The sequence below is a fragment of the Nostoc sp. LEGE 06077 genome, from assembly GCF_015207705.1.
Classification (GTDB): Bacteria; Cyanobacteriota; Cyanobacteriia; order Cyanobacteriales; family Nostocaceae; genus Nostoc_B.
Window position 1 is genome coordinate 12,750 of sequence record NZ_JADEWI010000021.1, and the last position, 21,146, is coordinate 33,895.

The 21,146-nt window shown below is 42.2% G+C and carries 18 protein-coding genes; 9 read left to right on the forward strand and 9 right to left on the reverse strand.

Annotated elements, in window-relative coordinates:
• Positions 1–31: 31 nt before the first annotated feature.
• From IQ244_RS32995 to rpsT, 4 genes are all read right to left on the reverse strand, one after another.
• Positions 32–1,909 carry a DNA-directed RNA polymerase subunit gamma gene (locus IQ244_RS32995; RefSeq protein ID WP_015114822.1) on the reverse strand — a complete coding sequence of 626 codons (1,878 nt, stop codon included), beginning with the start codon at positions 1,907–1,909 and terminating at the stop codon, positions 32–34.
• Between the two features lie 153 nt (positions 1,910–2,062).
• Positions 2,063–5,362 carry a DNA-directed RNA polymerase subunit beta gene (gene rpoB / locus IQ244_RS15400; RefSeq protein ID WP_015114823.1) on the reverse strand — a complete coding sequence of 1,100 codons (3,300 nt, stop codon included), beginning with the start codon at positions 5,360–5,362 and terminating at the stop codon, positions 2,063–2,065.
• Between the two features lie 734 nt (positions 5,363–6,096).
• Entirely contained in the window at positions 6,097–6,882 is a 786-nt protein-coding gene (locus IQ244_RS15405; RefSeq protein WP_193895514.1) for a TatD family hydrolase, read from the reverse strand.
• 169 nt (positions 6,883–7,051) lie between these two features.
• Positions 7,052–7,348, reverse strand: coding sequence for a 30S ribosomal protein S20 (gene rpsT / locus IQ244_RS15410; RefSeq protein ID WP_193895516.1), 297 nt, complete (start codon positions 7,346–7,348; stop codon positions 7,052–7,054).
• A 552-nt stretch (positions 7,349–7,900) separates the two neighbouring features.
• On the opposite strand from rpsT, the gene hisD reads away from it, so the two are divergent.
• From hisD to IQ244_RS15425, 3 genes are all read left to right on the forward strand, one after another.
• Positions 7,901–9,202, forward strand: coding sequence for a histidinol dehydrogenase (hisD, locus tag IQ244_RS15415; RefSeq protein ID WP_193895518.1), 1,302 nt, complete (start codon positions 7,901–7,903; stop codon positions 9,200–9,202).
• A gap of 200 nt (positions 9,203–9,402) precedes the next feature.
• Positions 9,403–9,834: a universal stress protein gene (locus tag IQ244_RS15420; protein ID WP_193895520.1), complete on the forward strand. Its 432-nt coding sequence runs from the start codon at positions 9,403–9,405 to the stop codon at positions 9,832–9,834.
• A gap of 19 nt (positions 9,835–9,853) precedes the next feature.
• Positions 9,854–10,441 (forward strand): Uma2 family endonuclease, encoded by a 588-nt coding sequence (locus tag IQ244_RS15425; RefSeq protein WP_193895522.1) that lies wholly within the window; start codon positions 9,854–9,856, stop codon positions 10,439–10,441.
• 91 nt (positions 10,442–10,532) lie between these two features.
• On the opposite strand, the gene IQ244_RS15430 is transcribed toward IQ244_RS15425, so the two are convergent.
• The 3 genes from IQ244_RS15430 to IQ244_RS15435 all read right to left on the reverse strand — a co-directional run bounded on the left by IQ244_RS15430 (position 10,533) and on the right by IQ244_RS15435 (position 11,469).
• A complete protein-coding gene (locus IQ244_RS15430; RefSeq protein ID WP_193895524.1) occupies positions 10,533–10,853 on the reverse strand; it encodes a hypothetical protein in 321 nt (106 codons plus the stop codon).
• An 81-nt stretch (positions 10,854–10,934) separates the two neighbouring features.
• The gene (locus IQ244_RS33000; RefSeq protein ID WP_265578936.1) at positions 10,935–11,069 is read right to left on the reverse strand and encodes a hypothetical protein; all 135 of its coding nucleotides are present in this window, start codon (positions 11,067–11,069) and stop codon (positions 10,935–10,937) included.
• Between the two features lie 10 nt (positions 11,070–11,079).
• Positions 11,080–11,469 (reverse strand): hypothetical protein, encoded by a 390-nt coding sequence (locus IQ244_RS15435; RefSeq protein ID WP_193895526.1) that lies wholly within the window; start codon positions 11,467–11,469, stop codon positions 11,080–11,082.
• A gap of 135 nt (positions 11,470–11,604) precedes the next feature.
• Between IQ244_RS15435 and hslO the strand changes: the two genes are divergently transcribed.
• Positions 11,605–12,504, forward strand: a complete 900-nt coding sequence (hslO, locus tag IQ244_RS15440; protein WP_193895528.1) for an Hsp33 family molecular chaperone HslO — start codon at positions 11,605–11,607, stop codon at positions 12,502–12,504.
• 242 nt (positions 12,505–12,746) lie between these two features.
• A complete protein-coding gene (locus tag IQ244_RS15445; protein WP_193895530.1) occupies positions 12,747–14,807 on the forward strand; it encodes a chromosome segregation ATPase in 2,061 nt (686 codons plus the stop codon).
• Positions 14,808–14,881: 74 nt separating this feature from the next.
• Here the strand turns inward: IQ244_RS15445 and IQ244_RS15450 are convergent, their stop codons facing one another.
• Positions 14,882–15,826 (reverse strand): hypothetical protein, encoded by a 945-nt coding sequence (locus tag IQ244_RS15450; protein ID WP_322746070.1) that lies wholly within the window; start codon positions 15,824–15,826, stop codon positions 14,882–14,884.
• Positions 15,827–16,436: 610 nt separating this feature from the next.
• Between IQ244_RS15450 and IQ244_RS15455 the strand changes: the two genes are divergently transcribed.
• The gene (locus IQ244_RS15455) at positions 16,437–16,976 is read left to right on the forward strand and encodes a DUF2267 domain-containing protein (RefSeq protein ID WP_193895534.1); all 540 of its coding nucleotides are present in this window, start codon (positions 16,437–16,439) and stop codon (positions 16,974–16,976) included.
• A gap of 100 nt (positions 16,977–17,076) precedes the next feature.
• Here IQ244_RS15455 and IQ244_RS15460 read toward each other — a convergent pair whose 3' ends face one another.
• Positions 17,077–18,489, reverse strand: a complete 1,413-nt coding sequence (locus tag IQ244_RS15460; protein WP_193895536.1) for a sensor histidine kinase — start codon at positions 18,487–18,489, stop codon at positions 17,077–17,079.
• 451 nt (positions 18,490–18,940) lie between these two features.
• Here IQ244_RS15460 and IQ244_RS15465 point away from each other — a divergent pair, with 451 nt between their 5' ends.
• The 3 genes from IQ244_RS15465 to IQ244_RS15475 all read left to right on the forward strand — a co-directional run bounded on the left by IQ244_RS15465 (position 18,941) and on the right by IQ244_RS15475 (position 21,117).
• Complete coding sequence (locus IQ244_RS15465; RefSeq protein WP_193895538.1) at positions 18,941–19,546, forward strand: hypothetical protein; 606 nt, start codon at positions 18,941–18,943, stop codon at positions 19,544–19,546.
• 151 nt (positions 19,547–19,697) lie between these two features.
• Positions 19,698–20,207: a hypothetical protein gene (locus IQ244_RS15470; RefSeq protein WP_193895540.1), complete on the forward strand. Its 510-nt coding sequence runs from the start codon at positions 19,698–19,700 to the stop codon at positions 20,205–20,207.
• A 19-nt stretch (positions 20,208–20,226) separates the two neighbouring features.
• Positions 20,227–21,117: a molecular chaperone gene (locus IQ244_RS15475; protein ID WP_193895542.1), complete on the forward strand. Its 891-nt coding sequence runs from the start codon at positions 20,227–20,229 to the stop codon at positions 21,115–21,117.
• The last annotated feature ends 29 nt before the right edge of the window (positions 21,118–21,146 follow it).

Below are 21,146 nucleotides of genomic sequence, written 5' to 3' on the forward strand. Positions count from 1 at the left end.
CTTTTTTCTTTTGCTTTTTGCCTTTTTACTTTTAACTTGCTAGTGCTTCCTGAATGGCATTGTTGTAAATGACGCGTCCAGGTGTTGTGCGTATATACTGAGAAATCAAATTTCCTTGGGAGTCTTCTCGAACTCGGCGGAACTTATACATTAATGTTCGAGTACCGTCATCGTTATTGGTTACTTCCAACGGTTCTGTATCAGGTTGGTCTGATTCCAGTTCACCATCAAACCGCACGTAGATATAGGCGTGTAAATCTATTTGCCCTTGCTCAAATGCCATAATGACATCCTCTAGGGACGCAAAGTACTTACCAGCACCTTTCGTAGCATGGGGATTTTCTGCGGTTAAGTAGTATGCCCCCAATACCATATCTTGGCTAGGTGTAATGATTGGTTTACCTGTAGCTGGCGACAAAATATTATTAGAAGCCAACATCAATAACCGTGCTTCTGCCTGACTTTCCAAGGACAGTGGTACGTGTACCGCCATTTGGTCTCCATCAAAGTCAGCGTTAAACGCCGGACACACCAATGGATGTAATTGAATTGCTCGTCCTTCCACCAAAATGGGTTCAAAAGCTTGAATCCCCAAACGGTGCAATGTGGGAGCGCGGTTGAGCATCACTGGGTGTCCTTCAATCACCTCTTCCAGTACATCCCACACACTTGGATCGTTGCGCGATATCAGCTTTTTCGCCGCTTTAATGTTGTTAACCATACCGCTGCGAATCAGGCGATTGATCACAAATGGTTGAAATAGCTCGATCGCCATTTCTCTTGGTAAGCCACACTGGTGGATATGTAACTTTGGCCCCACCACAATTACCGAACGTCCAGAGTAGTCAACCCGTTTACCCAACAAGTTTTGGCGGAAGCGTCCTTGCTTACCTTCAATAATGTCAGATAAAGATTTTAGCGGTCGGTTATTAGCACCAACTACCGTGCGACCCCGACGACCGTTATCAATCAAAGCATCTACTGCTTCTTGCAGCATCCGCTTTTCGTTCCGCACAATAATTTCTGGTGCCAAAATTTCTTGTAGGCGTGCCAGGCGGTTGTTGCGGTTAATTACCCGTCTGTATAAATCATTCAAGTCGCTAGTGGCAAACCGTCCACCATCTAGTTGCACCATTGGGCGCAAGTCAGGGGGAATCACGGGTATGACTGTCATGACCATCCACTCTGGTTTAGAACCAGTAGCAATGAAGTTGTCAATTACCCGCAGACGCTTAATGAGCTTGGCGCGTTTTTGTCCCTTAGCTGTACTAATTTCTTCCCGCAGGCTCTCTGCTTCTTGCTCTAAATTGATATCAGCTAATAAGCGCAACAGTGCTTCCGCACCAATGCCAACCTCTACCCCTTGTAAAGTAGAATCTTCACTATAAATTTGGTCTTCAATTTCTAACCACTGGTCTTCACTCAGTAGTTGCTTGTAGGTTAGAGTTTCGGCATTACCAGGGCTGAGAACAACATAAGAGTTGAAATAAACTATCTGCTCAACATCCCGCAAAGGCATATCCAACAGAATGGCAATATAACTGGGGATACCTTTGAGATACCAAACGTGGGCTACTGGTGCAGCGAGTTTAATATACCCCATCCGATGGCGGCGCACTCTAGATTCGGTTACTTCTACACCACAGCGTTCGCAAACAATACCTCTATGACGAACTCTCTTGTACTTACCACAATGACATTCCCAATCTTTTGCGGGGCCAAAAATGCGCTCGCAAAATAAGCCATCCATTTCTGGCTTGAGAGTCCGGTAATTAATCGTTTCTGGTTTGGTGACTTCACCTACTAATTGACCATTGGGTAGGGTGCGTTCACCCCATTGCCGAATGCGTTCTGGTGATGCCAAGCCGATTTTTACGTAGTCAAACTGATTAGTTTGGGCTGATCTCATTTCTTTATTACTAAGTTCAAAGTTATGAGTTATGTAAATGCACGAGGTTCTACACCCGTGCTAGGAGGGATATTTAGTTTTTGGAGGGCGTGGTAGGGGGGAGTCGAAATTTCCCAATTTCCTCTTCCCCATTCCCGCATCCCTTTTCCCTTTTTACTCGTCGTCTTCCAACGATTCACGGGAAAGCGATTCGTAAGTGGGTCGTGGTGGCGTGCGTCTAGCTGCTTGGTCTGCCATTAAATCGACTTCTACATCTAAAGAACTGCCGTCTGCTTGGGTTTCTACTTTATGAACAGCAATATCTAATCCCAAGGATTGCAATTCTCGCATCAACACCTTAAAGGATTCCGGTGTTCCTGGTCGAGGAATCGCCTTACCTTTAACGATCGCATTTAGCGCTTCATTTCGTCCCTGCATATCGTCGGATTTGACTGTCAGCAATTCCTGCAAGGTGTAGGCTGCACCAAAGGCTTCCAATGCCCACACTTCCATTTCTCCAAAGCGCTGACCACCTTGTTGAGCTTTACCACCAAGGGGTTGCTGAGTAACCAAGGAATAAGGGCCTGTAGACCGGGCGTGGATTTTATCATCTACCAAATGCACCAACTTCAGCATATAAGCTACGCCTACTGTGACTGGTCGGTCAAATGGTTCGCCGGTACGGCCATCAAACACCATGATTTTGCCTGGGTCATCTGGGTTATATACCCAATCTCTACCTGTTTCATCCCGTGCTTCTTGCAATTTGCCATGCACAATTCTCCGGGATGATTCTTCCCCATACATTTCATCAAAGGGAACTATCTTAAACCGCACGCCCAAGGTATGACCCGCCCAGCCCAACAGACATTCAAATACTTGTCCTACGTTCATCCGGCTGGGTACGCCCAAGGGGTTAAGGACAATGTCTACGGGTGAACCATCTGGTAGGTAAGGCATATCTTCCAATGGCAAGATCCGGGAAATAATTCCTTTATTGCCGTGGCGACCTGCCATTTTGTCCCCGACTTGAATTTTCCGCTTCTGGGCGACATACACCCGCACTACCATGTTTGCTCCCGGTGGTAGTTCATCGCCTTGTTCTCTGGTAAACAAGCGCACGTCAACTACCCGTCCTTTTTCACCGTTCGGTACACGCAAGGAGTTATCGCGCACATCCCGCGCTTTTTCCCCGAAGATGGCACGTAAGAGTTTTTCTTCTGGTGGTTGGTCAGATTCACCTTTGGGTGTAACTTTACCGACTAAGATATCTCCTGATTCTACCCATGCCCCAATGCGGATAATGCCTTGTTCATCTAACTGACGTAAAGCATCTTCCCCAACGTTGGGAATTTCTCTGGTAATTTCTTCTGGCCCTAATTTTGTTTGTCGAGCCTCAATTTCATATTTTTCAATGTGAATTGAGGTGTAAACGTCATCTTGTACCAGTCGCTCGGAAATCAAAATTGCGTCTTCGTAGTTATACCCTTCCCAAGGCATATAAGCGACGACAATATTTTGTCCCAGCGCCAATTCACCACCTTCTGTAGAGGAACCATCTGCTAGTACTTGTCCCGCTACAACCCTCTCACCCATTCTGACTAAGGGTTTTTGGTTTAAACAGGTGTCTTGGTTAGAACGCTGGTATTTAGAAACGGTGTATCTAATTTCTGGTGAATTTGGTTTGGGACGGACACGAATTTCTGTGGCATCCACGTAGGTAACATCCCCATCTGTACGGGAGACAATCACCATCCCAGAGTCTCTCGCGCCTTGAGCTTCCAAACCAGTTCCCACTAAGGGGCGTTCTGGTTTCAACAGGGGTACTGCTTGGCGTTGCATGTTAGAACCCATTAGGGCGCGGTTAGCGTCGTCATGTTCCAAGAAAGGAATCATGCTGGTAGCTACCGAGACAATCTGAACGGGGGAAACCGCTACGTAGTCTACCTGTTCTGGTGTGGTGGTGGAGAATTCTTGGCGGTAACGGACTGGTACTTGTGGCCCAATAATGTAGCCATTTTCATCAACAGGAATATCTCCCGGTGCTACCCGCAGGTCATCTTCTTCATCGGCGGTCATATACACGGGTGCTAGATCAAATCTGACTCGTGCATTCTCTACTGGTCGGAATGGTGTTTCTAAAAAGCCGTACTGGTTAACTCTTGCATGGGTCGCCAAGGAGCCAATTAAACCAGCGTTGGGGCCTTCTGGAGTTTCAATGGGACAAATCCGTCCGTAGTGGGAGGGATGAATATCCCGTACTGCAAAACCAGCCCTTTCTCTGGTCAAACCACCAGGGCCTAAAGCTGAAAGTCGGCGTTTGTGTGTCAGTTCTGCCAGGGGATTGGTTTGATCCATGAACTGACTTAATTGGCTGGAACCAAAGAATTCTTTGATGGCTGCAACTAATGGTTTGGGGTTGACCAAGGATGCTGGTGTCAAAACTTCGGCATCAGATACGGTCATCCGTTCGCGGATAATCCGTTCTAGGCGGTTTAAACCTACCCGTACTTGGTTTTGCAGTAATTCGCCCACACTTCTGACACGGCGATTACCCAAATGGTCAATGTCATCTATGCTACCAATGTCATATTCCAGGTTGATGAGGTAATCGACAGCTGACAAAATATCACCTGGAGTCAGGACGCGCATGGTGTCGGGAACTGACAAGCGAAGTTTTTTGTTAAGTTTATAGCGACCGACCCGACCCAAGTCATACCGTTTGGGGTCGAAGAAGCGAGAATCTAATAGTTGTTGTCCACCTAATACGGTTGGTGGTTCACCAGGACGGAGTTTGCGATACAACTCCATCAGGGCTTCTTCTTCAGAAAATTGCCCTTCTTTTTCGATGGTTTTTTGGAAATATTCTGGGTGGCGCAGGGCATCAAAAATTTCGTTATCTGATAAACCCAAGGCTTTTAAGAGTACTTGGGCTGAAAGTTTGCGGGTTTTGTCGATCCGTACCCATACTAAATCGTTCCGGTCTGTTTCAAATTTTAGCCATGCGCCCCGGTTCGGGATGAGACTGGCTGAATATGTCCGCCGACCGTTTTTGTCGATTTCAGATTTGTAGTAAACTCCAGGCGATCGCACAATTTGGTTGACAATTACCCGCTCGGCTCCGTTAATAATGAACGTGCCGCGATCGGTCATTAACGGCAAATCACCAATAAATACTTCTTGTTCTTTAATGTCCCCTGTTTCTTTGTTCAACAAGCGTGTGGGGACATACATTTGCACTGCGTACGTACTATCTCGCCGCTTTGCTTCCTCAACGCTGTACTTTGGTTCCTTAAGTTTATAGTTATGTCCTAAAAAGTGCAGTTCGAGTTTGCCTGTATAGTCTGTAATAGGACTAAAGGAGTTCAGTTCTTCTATTAACCCTTCTTCTAAAAACCAGCGAAAGCTTGCTCGCTGAATTTCAATTAAGTCGGGCAACAAAAAGGCGGGTTCCAGATATTTGTCGTTATTCATGCCTCTACCTTTGTCAACCTGGTTAAACTTTTAGAGGACACTGCTGTATAGACAGTTCCTGCTACTAGCCAGTGTCCATATCCGTTGGGAAACTTTTCCTTGTGCCACCTGCTATTAATTTATGCAGCTAACCGCAGCATTTTTTTAATCTGGACAGGTTGATTTTGACAAGGAGGGTAAAAGCCCGTGCAAGCCATCAATAGCTGTTAAAACCCAGCTATTAACTTGATTTCTCAACAATAGGTTGAGATATTTATGCATTTGCTTTACTTTCCTCACTTCCCCTCCCAAAAACCGCGTAGATTAGCTGACGCAGTTTAAAATTTTTGCATCTTTAAATACACCGTTTATCTGGACGGCAATCTCAAAAGATAATGATAATCGGTCGCTTGATGGCGGTGTTGAGTCAAAATGGCTTTATTTTGGTGGGTTTTACTCACAAGATAATTACTTTTAACAATTTTCTATAGTTTTAGATACAAAGCAGGGTATATTTTGCCAAATTTGAGCTACGAATGTTGGTTGTCACGGTTATTCATTTAGGCAGAGCATCCGATGTGGAGAGTGGAGGATGGTCAAGTTGATAACAATACAATAAGCTTAAAAGTTTTTTGTTTCTTCCTTTATCATTATGACGCAAGCAAAATGTTTTGGAGGGATTAATATTAACATATTTTTATCCTCCTGAGTTTTTAATTATTTTTACCATAGCCTGAAATGGACATAGTTAACTCTTATAGAGCCAAACTAAATAATTTACAGGCATTTTGCGTGGTTTGGTGGGCGATCGCTTCTACAGTCTCTCCGCGCAACTCGGCTAATTTTTCCGCTACATAGCGAACATAAGCAGGTTCATTACGTTTTTCTCCTCGGTTGGGAACAGGAGAGAGGAAAGGACAGTCTGTTTCAATTAATAGGCGATCGCTACTGACCATCGCGGCTGAGGCGTGAATTTCTTTAGCGTTTTTGAATGTAACAGTTCCGCTAAAGCTAATATAAAAACCCAGGTCAAGGAACCATTGGGTTTCTTCTGGTGTTCCACCCCAGCAATGCATTACACCCCGAATCCTTTCCCCTTGGGCTTCCTGGCATTTTTGCAAAATATCCCTGAGATCACTAGCCGCATCACGACAATGAATAATCACAGGAAGGTTAAGTTCAGCGGCTATCGCTAATTGTTCTGCAAAAACTATCTGCTGTTGCTCATAGTTTTCGGCTTTGTAGTAATCCAGTCCCATTTCCCCAATCGCCACCACTTTTGGTTCAGAACTCGCCAAGCATTTAATTTTCTCGGCTGTATCACTTTGCCATTTTTCGGCATCCAATGGATGCAAGCCAACAGCAAAACTTAGTTCGGGAAATTGGTGGGCAATGGTTTGAATGCTAGAAAACTCTGATGGTTCAACACAAGAGTGTACCAAACGGACGACCCCTGCTGCTTGCCACCGCGATCGAACTGCTGCTAAATCTGGCTGGAAGTTATCAAAGTTAAGGTGAACGTGGGTGTCAATCAGCTGCATTTTTAGTCAAATGTCAATTGTAAGTTAGTAATGTCTTGAGGTTTCCCCCATGAGCAACTAACGTTAGCGCAGCGATAGCGACGCAGGAGCGTCACCCAAAGGGTCAATTATTCAAAGTCAATTGTCCTCACTAAGTCCTTTTGACTTGGGACAATTGACTTTGGACTATTTACTGTGCTGTTTGTGCGACTGGCTTGAGTTTATGAGCCAATCTCGATTTTTTCCTAGCCCCATTATTGGGGTGCAGGATCCCACGCTTTACAGCTTTATCAATTTTGCTGTAAGCCTCAGCGAGCCGCTCATCTACTTGTTGTTTGAGTTCTGGAGTAGGATTAGCCGCGTAGGTTTCTACGACAGTAAAGTATTTCTTAATCAGCGTCTTAACAGCTGATTTATAGGTTTTATTCCGCAGCCGATTGCGTTCGGCGATATTTGCGCGTTTAAGAGCAGACTTTGTATTCGCCACAGTCGATCCCAAAAAGACTATTGATATGTACACACACTACTAGATTTACTAATATAGCATTCATCTTGCCAATGTCAGAATTTCTCCAAAAAATCTTGAGACGGGGATAAATGCAGAAGGTTGTGAGGGAGTGAAGCACTTTCTGGCAACCTTCTGAGTCTATTTAATTTGTATGCCAAACCTAGTAAATAAGCTAAAATAAGGTACTTCAATAAATTATCTACCTAGCTAACTACCACCTGAACTAGCGGTGTGATTTTTCAAATCGCGTCCGAATCAGGATGTATTGTTAGTAGACAGTAACTATAATCAGTAAAATTTCAGGTTTTTACGTGTATACAAATGGCACATTGCTTTTGTCAGCATATTACGACCTGAGACATTTCCTCACTAAATTAAGTAACCCATGTGCTGGAAGCCTTGGGAGTATCAAAAAAATCCAGGTTAAGCTAGAGATGAGAATGAAAGCGAAACTCGTCCCTCTAGGGGGTCAAGAGCAAGACTAAGTTCTCAAGCGGGAATAATCTAAAATTTTGGCATTTTCCTTACTCCATGCTGCGAATCATTACTCAGCAGGCAGACGTTAGAGCAGAACTACAACGTATCTGTGATCGCACCCATGACGAACAGGTGGTTCACAAAGAAGCAACGGTGCGGGAAGTGTTGCAAGCTGTGAAGCGCCAAGGCGACAAAGCTGTGTTACATTACACAGCTGAATTTGACAACCAAACCTTGAAGCTGGAAGAACTGCGTGTTACGGGTTCCGAACTAGATACAGCGTACCAACAAGTGTCGCAAGAATTGCTCCAAGTAATTCAATTAGCGGTACGTCAAATTGAAGCATTTCACCGTCAGCGAGTCCCCAAAAGCTGGGTAAATTTTGGGGAAGATGATGTAGTGTTAGGCAAACGCTATACCCCTGTAGACCGAGCCGGGATCTATGTCCCTGGTGGTCGTGCGGCTTATCCAAGTACTGTGTTGATGAACGCCATTCCGGCAAAAGTGGCTGGTGTACCACGCATTGTCATGGTGACACCGCCAGGTGCGGGAAAAGTAATTAGCCCATCTGTGCTAGTGGCCGCCCAAGAAACAGGAGTACAAGAAATTTATCGCGTTGGCGGGGCGCAAGCGATCGCAGCTTTAGCTTATGGCACAGAAACGATTCCGAAAGTCAATATAATTACTGGCCCAGGCAATATTTACGTCACCTTAGCAAAAAAACTCGTCTATGGTACCGTAGGCATTGATATGCTGGCAGGGCCGAGCGAAGTGCTAATTATTGCCGATGAATTTGCTAATCCTGTCCATGTAGCCGCCGATATGTTAGCCCAAGCCGAACATGATCCAATGGCCGCAGCGATTTTACTGACGACAGATCCGGCTTTGGCGAAAAACGTCCAAGTCGCTGTGGAGAGACAGTTAGTTGATCATCCCAGGCGGATCGATACGGAAAAAGCGATCGCCCACTATGGCTTAATTGTGCTGGTAGAATCTCTCGAAGCCGCAGCAGAACTCTCCAATGAATTTGCCCCCGAACACTTAGAGTTAGAAGTTAAAGACCCTTGGGCAATTCTGCCGCAAATCCGCCACGCTGGCGCGATATTTTTAGGTTACTCGACACCAGAAGCTGTCGGTGATTATTTAGCAGGGCCAAATCATACATTGCCCACTTCTGGCGCTGCCCGCTATACTTCGGCATTAAGCGTAGAAACCTTCCTCAAACACTCTAGTATTATTCAATACTCACCAACGGCCTTGCAAAAAGTAGCGGGTGCAATTGATGCCCTCGCCACAGCGGAAGGCTTACCTTCCCATGCTGATTCAGTCCGGCGGCGGATTCAACAAGATGAATAAGAGGGAATGCTTAATTTTTTCTGCTACTTTTCGCAAATAGTAACCTGGGGCTGCACACTAAAGGATTAAACTGTATGACTGAAAAGCGATTTGCGATCGCTCAGTATACATAACACAAGATAAACTTCAGTTTTCATTAGCAATATTATTTGGTGTCAGCACTGAAGTTTTAGGGGTCTACGTTTCAGGAGACGAGGGCAGTGCTAAACAATATTTTGATAGCTCTGGATGGTTCGGATATTGCAGAACGTGTAATTCAGGTTTTGGATGATTTAGTATTATCGCCCGAAACCAAAATTGTTCTTTGTCATGTTTTCCCCACACCAGATTCAGATATGGAACTACCCGCAGATCGTCCTCATCCAGAATCGCCAGCGTTGTCGTATTTCCAAATAGAAAAACAACTACAAGCTTATCAAAAAAAATTATCTATTCAAAGCGCAGTAGAGTTGGTAACAGGCGAACCTGCGGATGAAATTATTCGCCTAGCTAATATTTACAAAGCAGATTTAATTATTATTGGTAGTCGCGGATTGACTGGGATGAAGCGAATTGTTCAGGGTTCTGTGAGTAGTCAAGTAGTGGAAGAAGCTAATTGTTCTGTATTAGTGGTAAAACCAAATAAAAATTAACAATGGTCGTAAAAGTAGTATGACTACTATCACCCCAAAACTCACTTTTGCCGAATATTTAAAATACAATGATGGCACTGATACTCGTTACGAACTAGTCAATGGAGAATTAATTCCCATGAGTTTGGGAAGTGGGCAACACGGGGCAGTAATAGGATTTATCACTCAATGCTTGCAAAATGAAATTATTAGATTAAATTTGGATTGGACTGCCAAACAAATGGTGATTGGGGTGCGTTCTCCCCGTGCTGGTAAATGGGAGACATCAAGAATTCCTGATGTCGTGATTATTCCCTTACCTCAATGGCGAGAATTAAGAAATCGGGAAGCAGTGATTGAAATTAATGAACCACCTCCATTGTTAGTAGTAGAAGTTGTCAGTGAATCAACCAAAACTGTAGATTATCGAGCCAAGCGAGTTGAGTATAATGCTCTAAATATTCCAGAGTATTGGATTGTTGATCCGTTAATCAATAAAGTGACTGTTTTCACATTGATTGATGAATTATACGAACCCGCAGAATTTGTTGGAGCAGAAAGAATTTTATCGGCAACCTTGCCCGAATTAAAATTAACAGTTGAGCAAGTGTTATCTGCTGAAGATTAAAGGGCATTACATAATAAACAGATGAATGAATAGAGCCTGTTTAATGTTCAATCTCTATATTATGAGTCTACGAAAATTTAGCAGAAACGAGTTAATAATCTTCTAGGTTTTGCACTTCTCTTACATTCGTACTCCATAAATTGCCAGTTTCAGCATCAAATACTTGGTAAAGTATTGCTTTTTTAAATTCAAGTGGGGGATTGTTTTTAGTGATACCATAAATTTTTGATTCCCTTCGTTTGGGCAGTTTATAGCCATTAGTTGTATGTATTTCCACTAAAAACATCTGTCTGTTTGGATGTACTTGGTAATTTTCAATTTTGCCAAAATTAGAATCGCTGATTAAATTAATATAATCGCTGTAGGAAACAAGTTTGATTGATTTTAATTTCAAACCGTCCTTAACTTTCATTTGCTTTAATAGTTGTTTGACTTTATCAAACTCTTTTTTATCCTTATTGGAATTATCAGGGTATGAGTAGTTGGGTTTTATTTATCCTACTGATTCCTGTTCCACCACTCTGTTAATATCTATTTCTTCTTGGTTATCAGCATTGGCGGAAGAAATAGCCATTAACGATAATAAGATTGCTGCTGTGGTTGAAACTACTAGAATTTGACGCATCATATCTCACTATTTACCTTTTTTCTGCCTGAGCTAAAAACTGTCGTAAGCTTAATAAACTCAGGGTTTGACCTAAATTTATGGGTAACATCGAAATGCCTTCTAAGCGGGACTGTACCCAACCTTCGCCCCAGTACCATTCGTGAAAGCCGTCAATTCCACCACTGAGTAGGAAGCGTAGACAATTAGATTGCGCTACATCTACTTGATGATGAATGGAGATGGGGCCAGTCCAGCTTGTAAACTGGAATCCTGGATAAATTTCTTCTGGCATTCCGGGGTTAAAACGTTGCCCTAAGAGCCATTTTTCTAATTGTGCAGGACGTAGCAAGCTATCACCAATGGCGCTGGCTGATGCTGCGATTTCTATCCGCAGTTGACTTTGTTGAAAATTACCTAGCATTTTTTATGTGACTTTTTAATGAATTGTATTTCTAGTATTGCAAATGCGATCGCTACTTATCATCCACTCACCTGGATGGTAGCTGAGAACTTAGAATAGAAAAAGTGAAGTTGTTAAGAAATGTAAGGTTTTTTCATGGCGGATCAGTTAATTCGCGCAACAGCAGCCGAGGGTGGGATTCGTGCAGTGGGTGTCATCACTACGCGCTTGACAGAAGAGGCTCGACAGCGCCACCAACTTTCATACGTGGCGACGGCAGCAATGGGAAGGACGATGGCAGCGGGCTTATTAATGGCTTCCGGGATGAAGCGTGTAGGCTCAAGAATTAATATCCGAGTCAAAGGCGATGGCCCTTTGGGTGGTATATTGGTAGATGCAGGTTTGGATGGAACAGTCCGGGGTTATGTAGGCAACCCATCTGTAGAACTACCTCCCAATGCTAAAGGTAAACTCGATGTCGGCGGTGCAGTAGGCAGTGGCTACCTCTATGTTGTTCGAGATATTGGTTATGGTTATCCCTACTCCAGTACGGTAGAGCTTGTGTCTGGAGAAATCGGTGATGATGTGGCGCATTATCTAGTAAATTCTGAACAAACACCTTCAGCTTTGGTTTTAGGCGTATTCGTGGGTGCCGGTGGAGTGACTGCTGCGGGAGGGTTATTAGTACAAGTTTTACCAAAAGCCGCCAGAGATGAAGCCTTAGTCGCAACTTTAGAATCACGGGTGGCTGCCTTATCAGGATTTACCCCATTGTTGCAAGCAGGTAAAACACTACCAGAAATTTTTGGTGATCTTTTAGGCGATATGGGTTTGTCGATATTTCCTGAAACCCAGATGTTGCGCTTTCATTGTGGTTGCTCTTTTGATCGAGTGCTAGGCGCACTTAAGATGTTAGGGGAAGCAGAATTACAAGACATGATTGTAAAAGATAATGGCGCTGAGGCTATTTGTGATTTTTGTGGCAGAGTTTATGAGGCAAATAGTGATCAATTAGCTCAGTTGATTGTTGATTTACAAGCAGAATCTTCTGTTTGAGAATACAGTATAAAATAACACTGAATTTTCTAAAGGTTAAAGGTATACCAGGAGAAAGTTCAGATAAACAGTAGCTTTTTAACAATGAGAAAGTTACTATGGCAACAACCGAATTATTGACATAGAGCTTCTTAATGGTACAAGCAGCCCCCAGATTTATCTGTGGGGTAAATCTAAAATCCAAAATCCAAAATTGTTTGGCCTAGAGCCGATCGCTATTTAATAAATTTTTGGTGTGAGAGATGACAGAGCGGGATATTCCAGAAGGTTGGTCTCCAGCCAGAGCCAGAGAGCCAGATCACACAAACCGAACACCAAATATCGGTGAAACTCAAGCATTTGGCATCCCAGCTACTGGTTCTAACTCTAAGTCAGTGAAGCAACAAACAGAAAATAACTCGGAAGAATTACCGATAAAAGATCATCATTCCGCCGAAACCAGTTCGCCCAGCAAACGTTCTAGACCATTGCGACGCTGGATGAAAAGTTGGTTGTTATGGTCGATATTGTTAGCGTTAATTCCTGGCAGTATAGGGTTTATCGCAATGGCAATGCTGCTGAAATTGCCTGCGGCCCCTAACTGCCCATCTATTTTTTGGCCGTTAGCTAGTGCATCAGTGCGGCTACATTGCGCTCAGTTAGCGGCTTCTAAGCAGACAGTCAATGATTTATTACAAGCGATCGCCCTAGTTAAACAGTTACCACAAAACCATCCTCTGCGGGGAGAAATTGATCGGTTTGTGGAAGATTGGTCGCGGGATATTTTACAGTTAGCCGATCAAAGTTTTCAAGCGGGAGATTTAGAAGAAGCGATCGCCACAGCCCAGAAAATTCCTCAAGACTTGCCTGCATATAAATTAGTTGACGAGAAAATTGCCAAGTGGGAATCTATTTGGTCTAAAGCCGATGAACTTTATCAAGCAGTACAACAAGAATTGCAGCAAAGACGTTGGCAATCCGCCTCGCTGCTGGCAGCGAAATTACTGCGTGTAGATAACAAATACTGGTCAAGTACTAAGTATGATCAAATCAACCGATTGATTGTATCGGTGCGGGAAGATGGAGATAAGTTAGATAAAGCTGATAGTTTAGCAAAAACCAAAGTAGTAGATAACTTATTAGAAGCAATTAAAATTGCCGAATCGATTGGCAAAGACAGCTATTTCTATCAAAAAGCCCAGGAGTCGATTCCTTTATTTGGTCGCAAAATGTTGGAATTAGCGCAAGCTAAGATGGATGCACGGGATGCAGATGCAGCCTTAGATATTGCCAGACAAATTCCTGATATCACCAAATTACAAGCGGATATTGAAGACTTTATTTCTTTAGCAGATGCCCAAAGAAGCGCTTGGTTAGGTACAGTTTCCAGTTTAGAAACAGCGATCGCCCAAGCACAAGAAATTGATCCTTCCCGCGCCAACTATAACAAAGCACAACAGTTAATTAACCGTTGGCAACTGGAAATTGCCGATGTCACCCGCCTGGAAAAAGCACGCACATTAGCTGGTCAAGGTACAATTAACGATTTAGCCGCAGCAATCATTCAAGCCCAGCAGATTCCTTCTAACAATCCGCGTGGTTCAGAAGCTAGAGAAGAAGTAGGCCGTTGGCAAGCTCAAGTTGAGACAATTGAAGACCGTCCCTACTTAGAACGTGCCGAACAAATAGCATTACTAGAGGATATCAACTCTTTGCAAGCCGCTATCTCCGAAGCCAGCCAAATTCGGCGGGGTCGGGCATTATACCCAGAAGCACGCAAAAGAATTAACAGTTGGACAGCTAAAGTACAACGCATCCAAGACCAGCCATACTTAGATCAGGCGCGAGATTTAGCTCAAACTGGAGATTTAAATGCTGCTATTAATGCAGCACAAACAATTGCATCTTCTGGAAGAGCGCTGTCTGGTGAAGCCCAAGCAGCTATCGATGATTGGCGAGGACAAATTCGCGCTAAAGATAACTGGAAAAAAGCTAGAGAAGTTGCAGTTGTGGGTACACCAGATGCGTTAGTTGAGGCAATTCGTTTAGCCAATAAAGTACCAAGTAGTAATATCCTCCGCTTAGATGCAAATGTCGCTATTGACCAATGGAGTCAACAGTTACTAGACATTGCTCGCTCTCAAAGTAGTTCTAATCTCAGCAAAGCCATTGAAACTGCTCAGTTGATTCCTAGAGGTACAACTGCTTACAACACAGCACAAGAACAAATCAGAAATTGGCAGCAATTGTTGAGTCCTCAACCAGTACCTCAACCTGAACCTTTGTTACCTCAGTCATCAACTCCAGAAGGTACTAATTTGTAGGAGTGGGGAGTAGGAAAATACTCAATATCAGAGTTTATATATCCTGAAGATTTTTTTCCTACTCCCAATTCAAACTAATTCAAGAACACTGAACCGTTTTGTTGAATTCGCATAGCTTTAGTATCTTGAGCTAAGTCAGTAGCTTCATTCAAAGTTACTTCTAACATTCCTGATTGTTCAGCAGAAGCTTGGGGTGTGACTAACAATAGTCCGCCGTCTTCGCGTTGGAATGTGACAGTAACTGGGACGCTGATACCTTGTAACATCACATTTGACTTACCTTCTAGCGATCGCGCTTCTGTATCGCCAATAACTTGGTAAGTTACTCTAGCACCAGTAGCGTTAATCAAATTCACATCAACTTTACCATTAGCAAGAGCGATCGTTGCACTAGGCATTTGTTGTTGAGATGCTGAAGGGGTTTGATTTGTGGTCGTTCCACCTGTAGAAACCGGCGGATTTACAGGTACACCTTGACTAGATGTTTCCCCTTGAGATGGTACGGTAGTTTGAGGTGTCATAGTTCCACTGGTAGAACTTTGCGGAGTTACAGGTACACCTTGATTAGAAATGTTCCCTTGCGGTTGCTGTCCTTGTGAGAAAGCGTTAGGTGGACACCCTTGTGGTACGAGATTTCTACTGTTGAAGGGTTCTTCGTAGAAAACTCGTGGGCAAGGATTAAGTGTAGTAGCACCAGCCTGGGGTGTTTCTCCACCTACACCTGTTTGGTATGGACTAGATGTAGGCGTAGCACCTGCACGAGGAAGAAGCCCTTGATTAGCTAGTCGTTGAGTGAGTGCATTAGGCGGACATCCTTGTGGTACGACAACTCGGCTATTGTGTGGCTCTTCATAAAAAATACTAGGGCAAGGGTTAACCTTAACCGTAGACTGCTGGGGTGTTACAGAAGTTGGTTGTTGAGCTAATGCTGTTTGAGAAATCGTAGGTACACTAATCAATAAACCTCCACAAACAGCGCCGAATATTTCAGTAAACTTGCGTAATTTTTGATAAGTCATATTCATTCTTAACTCCTGAGTAAATTGAGAATTAATTGTCTGGAAACTTTATAAAGAAATGAATTCAACACTTTTAGTATTAGTTGGTGACGATAACATTTATATTGATTTGATAGGCTAATCAACATAAATTTGATGTATTCACTTCCCTGTTTTTATATAAGCTCAATACAAATGATACTTATTAATAAGTCTGATTTAATGGTTTTTTTGGACTTACAATCATTAAATTTAATTGTTAACTTGTTTTTGTATATCTAGCTAAAGTGTTGAAATATCAAGAATCAAATTACTTCTAGAGTGGGATATTAGCAATTGCATTAAAAATTTTATAAATAAGACTTGAGTTATAAATTGCAAGTAAATTACAATTCATAACCCAAAAATTTTAGCCAGCTATATTGAAGAATCTAAGCTTCTTCCCAAAGTTGGCGAACCCTATCTGGTAGCCAACTAGCAATTTCTTCAATTCTCTCTGAATATTATTCGTGAGATTTCTAACTTTTGGATAGATAGTATCTTGAACTTCTGGATGAGACTAAGTGTTTTTGATTTGTGCGACCTTACATAAGTAAGCATAAAGACTCAAAATTAAGAAGCACAAAAAACAATGCCAGATCAAACATTTAGAACAAACATTCCAGAAGTTGACCCAACGGAGATTGAAGATTCTCGAACTGCGATCGCCGACGAACACCGCTCCTTCCTAGAAAAGGTTATGGTTAAAGCCGGATTTGCAGATTTGTATGACGCAAGAGACTTTAGCGAAGTTGTGTTTCGCGTCATGCGCGACTTAATGACGACAGATGCCATTGATCGCGTTGAGTCAGAGCTACATCATGAAGCTGTGCCTACGGACGAGAAAGCACTCCAAATGGAAGTTGCTGAACTTTGGAAAGATACCAATCCAATTGTGAGATTCTTAAGTCGAGTACGTCAACCTTTGAGAGGGCCGGCTCCAATTGGAATTGATTCCAATCTATTTCTTACCAGAGTTGCCAATGAAGGAGGACTACCCGGAACAGTAAACCGAGATGAGGCAATTAAAGCTGTCTTCTCTGCTACCAAAGACGAACTTTCCGAAGAGCGGATTCAGGAAATTGCTGGCTGGCTCCCCGATCGTATCCGTGAGCTTTGGGAACAAGCTTAATTAAAAGCCAAAAAAAGTCTAGTCTGTTTGTGGATGATTATCTCAAACAGGCTTTTTGTATAAAAATTTATTAATATTACAGTAAACAATAGATTAAAATTTAAGACTCTAGAGTTATAGGTAGAGTGACAATGAAAGTTGTACCTTTTCCGATGGTACTTTCAACTTGAATTTGACCTTGGTGATGTTCAACAATAGCTTGAGCGATCGCTAGTCCTAATCCTGAACCTGTAGCACTGTCAGTCGCTGTACTTCCACTTTTTTTATGCGTACGTGCAGGATCTACCCGGTAAAAGCGGTCAAATAAACGTGGCAATGCTTCTGTAGGAATACCAACTCCGTTATCACTTACTTTAATTTGTAACTGAGCAGTACTAACGCGCATTCTGGAAACGCGGCTGATTCCTTCTTGGCGTGCCAACTCTACGTTTACCTTGCCACCAGCCGGAGTATGCTGTAAAGCATTACTAATTAAGTTTGTCAATAGTCTGACGAGTTGATCCCAATTACCTGCTAGTGTGAACCAATTTTCTAATAATTCGGGGCTAGTGTCAGCAACAGGAGGATCAACTAAGTTTAAATTCAAAGCAATGCCTTTTTCACTGGCTAGAAGTTGCTGTTCTTCGATAACTTCCATCAACAAGGCATCTAAAGGACAAGGAGAGAATGTATCTTTACTGATACCGCTATCTTGTCGTGCTAAAAATAATAAATCATTAACCAACTTACCTAAGCGTTGTGTCAGTCGTTCCACTACCTTTAACTGCTGACGATAGTTGGTAGAAGTACTCACTTCTGTTTCTACTAACTCTAATTCACTCAGGGCGACTTGCACATTAGTTTGAATTAAAGTAATGGGACTTCTCAGTTCATGGGAAGCATCAGCGGTGAATTGCTTGAGTCTTTGATAAGAATCACCTACTGGTTCCATTGCTTTCCCAGAAAGAAACCAGCCACTTGCAGCTACAGATACTAACATTAACCAAATCCCCAGTGCTAAATCCAAAATTAGCTGGCGGCTGGGTTTAGTAACTTCAAACCAAGGATGACTTACACGCAGATATCCTAAGACTTGTCGGCCAAATTCCACGCGCTGGGTTACTTGACGCAACGATAGTTCTGAGTCTCCCCATTGGTCTTGTTTAGGTACACGGACTGTTTCACCAGTATGATTACCGTGAATAGGGATATTGAGAGGTTCTGATAAAGTCGACCAAAGTAATTTTCCTGTAGGACTAAACCATTCCAAGTCAATGTGGTCATCCTCTACATTATTGGCATTGTTGCGAAAGCTGGCTTCTACATTGATGCGGTGTTTATTAGTTTCATTATTTACTGGCTCAATCACAAGCGATCGCTCTACAATTTCCACCACATGATTTAAAGTATCGTCAATTCGCTCCACCAACGTACTACGGACATATAAATAAACACCACTGGCAAACAGTAATAATAACACCGCTGTTACGGCAGTGTACCAAATAGCCAGCCGACGACGAGTAGCTTGAAACATACTTGCAACCAAAATCTACTTAAGTAGATTTATTGAGAACATTAACTAATAGCTAAAAATATCGTAGATTACTAGACTTTATGGCTAAAAAGTTCCATAAGAGCCAATTAAATTGAGTCTACATTATCAATTTAGAAGTTGATTTAATAAAAACTTTACATCTTTCTCCTAATTTTAACTCATAAACTGCTTGATCTAAGGCTAGATAACCCGACTTAACAATAGTAATTTCACCGTCGACAAAGATATATTAATTAAGTTTATATCGATATACTTAGGCAGAAATTAGCATAAATAATTTCTATTTTTACAGTAGCTTTATAGAGAATTATCTACAAGGGAAATATATGTAAAATGCGTAGACTTTGGTAAATTCTCTGAGGTGCTATTTTTGCTACAACGGCTACATTGATTTTGTCATCTTTTTCTAAAGAGTAATTATTTAGCCCCCATGAAAAAGAACTTCTTTTTAGCAGCATTTACTCTAGGCGCAGTTTCTCTGGCGAATACTTTATTATCTGCGCCTGCTAGAGCCGTTTCTGTTGATGTTCCACTCCAAGTTGAAGTTCCAGAAGTTATTTACATCCAAACTTACAAAAGCCTGACTTTTAGACCTACTAGCGCAGAGTATCTCGGATCTGCCGCACCTGTGAATGATACTGATGGATTCTTTTCTTCAGACGGTACTATTACTACACTTCCTGCCCCTAACGGTACTTTAACTCCCACTACAGGAGATATCACAACAGGAGATATTTTAATTTATAGAATTTGGGGTACTAGTACTGGTGGTAACGGTCAGATTCAGCACTCTGTTGAATTTAACGGTGGCACCACTGGAACGCTTTATCTTGGTGGTGATACGGCCTCTAGCTCTAATGTAGGTGTGACAATCAGCGCACTTGGTGGAACTGCGACAGCACCAGGGCTTGATGTAACGAACGCAACTCCCATTGAAGGATCTGTAGCATTTACATTTAACTTCGCAAACGCCTCATCAGCTGGTACTTACTCTAATCCTAATGAATATTTGACCATCACAGCTACGGGTATTTAGACATCATATATTTTGACCTTGAGTTGTTTCTCAACAAAAGCCAAAAATAAACAGTTATGGCTGAGAGCAAAATTACCATATTAATTTAATTGCTCTTCCCGAAACTTATTATCTCAAGGTCATTTTCTGAATTAGTTTGGGTAAGCATCTGATGAACCGACTATTATTTCTCAGTACATTTTTGTCTGTATTTCTGTTGGCTCAACCCAAAACTTTTGGGCAATTAGGTTTACCTGGTAATACCCTAACTCTAGACAAAATTGAAGTCACTGATATTTTTTCGGCAGGTTCTAATCAAGTCAACGATGGCATAATCAGCAAATCATCAATTAGTCCATCCTTAACCGCACCTTCACTGACTACAACAGTGAATCGTACAGTCTCAAACATTTGGAGACTAGAACTTGATGCGAATCAAGATGAAAATCAAATATCTGTTAGTTATGGTTTGAATTCAGATCAGGGAACTACTAATAGTCTGAGTAAAGGAGGTATTAGTGAACAAATCAAAGTTTCTATTACTCCTATTAACCCAACTATAGATCCCAATTCTGCCAAGAGAATTCTACAGGGAGGAGCTATCTTTAACTTAGACTTTTCCGATATCAAAATTCCCGGTGTTTATTCAGGCACATTAACTATCACTTTTACCGGGATTTAAATCTTCACTCAATCAACCAATGAATCAGCAGCAAAAATTAGTTAACAGCATTTATAAAATTGGAGCTACTGCGCTATTAACACTAAGCACATTAGCATTAAATTGTCCCCATACTTCTGCAATCTCAATAGGGGTTAGTCCACCGAGATTTGAATTAAAACTTGATGATAAAAAAGCCAAAACTCAGGTTTTTCGTGTCGTTAACGTTGATAATCAACCCGCAACATTTAGGGTTTATATCCAAGGTTGGACAATTGACGAAAAAAATGAAATTCAACCTGTAAAATCAAGTGAGCAATCTCTAGATAACTGGATTACCGTCAACCCTGTAACCTTTACCCTTCCTCCTGGTAAAACCCAAACCGTGCGTTTTTCAGTTCGTCCTCGTGTCAAACCTCCAGCTGGAGAACACCGCGCTTTAATTTTTGTTGAAGAAGTCAATTCTGACCAAGATAAAAAACCCAGGTCTGGAGTTAGAGTTTTGGGACGTTTTGGTGTTGCTGTCTATGCTTATGTTGGCAGTATAAAGAAAGTAGGTGTTCTCAATTCCATTTCGGTTGATAGTAAAGCCAATAACCTCAAAGCTGCATTTGACATTTCTAGCCAAGGTAATGCTTATGTGCGAATGAATGGTCAATATGCAATCTGGTCTGCTAACAAATATCCTGGTGCGAGTGCTACTAAGCAAATAGCTAACCTGCAAGCACAAAAAAATAAGAAACCAGATGGTGTGTTAGATGCTGGAATGTTACCTTCAACGCCTGTGTTACCTGGTACTCGTCGTCAATTAATCCTTAATATCAGTAAAAAACTGCCTCCTGGTCAATATGTTTTAGATGTTAATGGTGATTTGAATGGCGGTGCAATTGATAAAGGCATTACTTTTACAGTTACATCCAGAAGTAAATAAAACAGCTTTTAAACATCAGTTTTCTCACT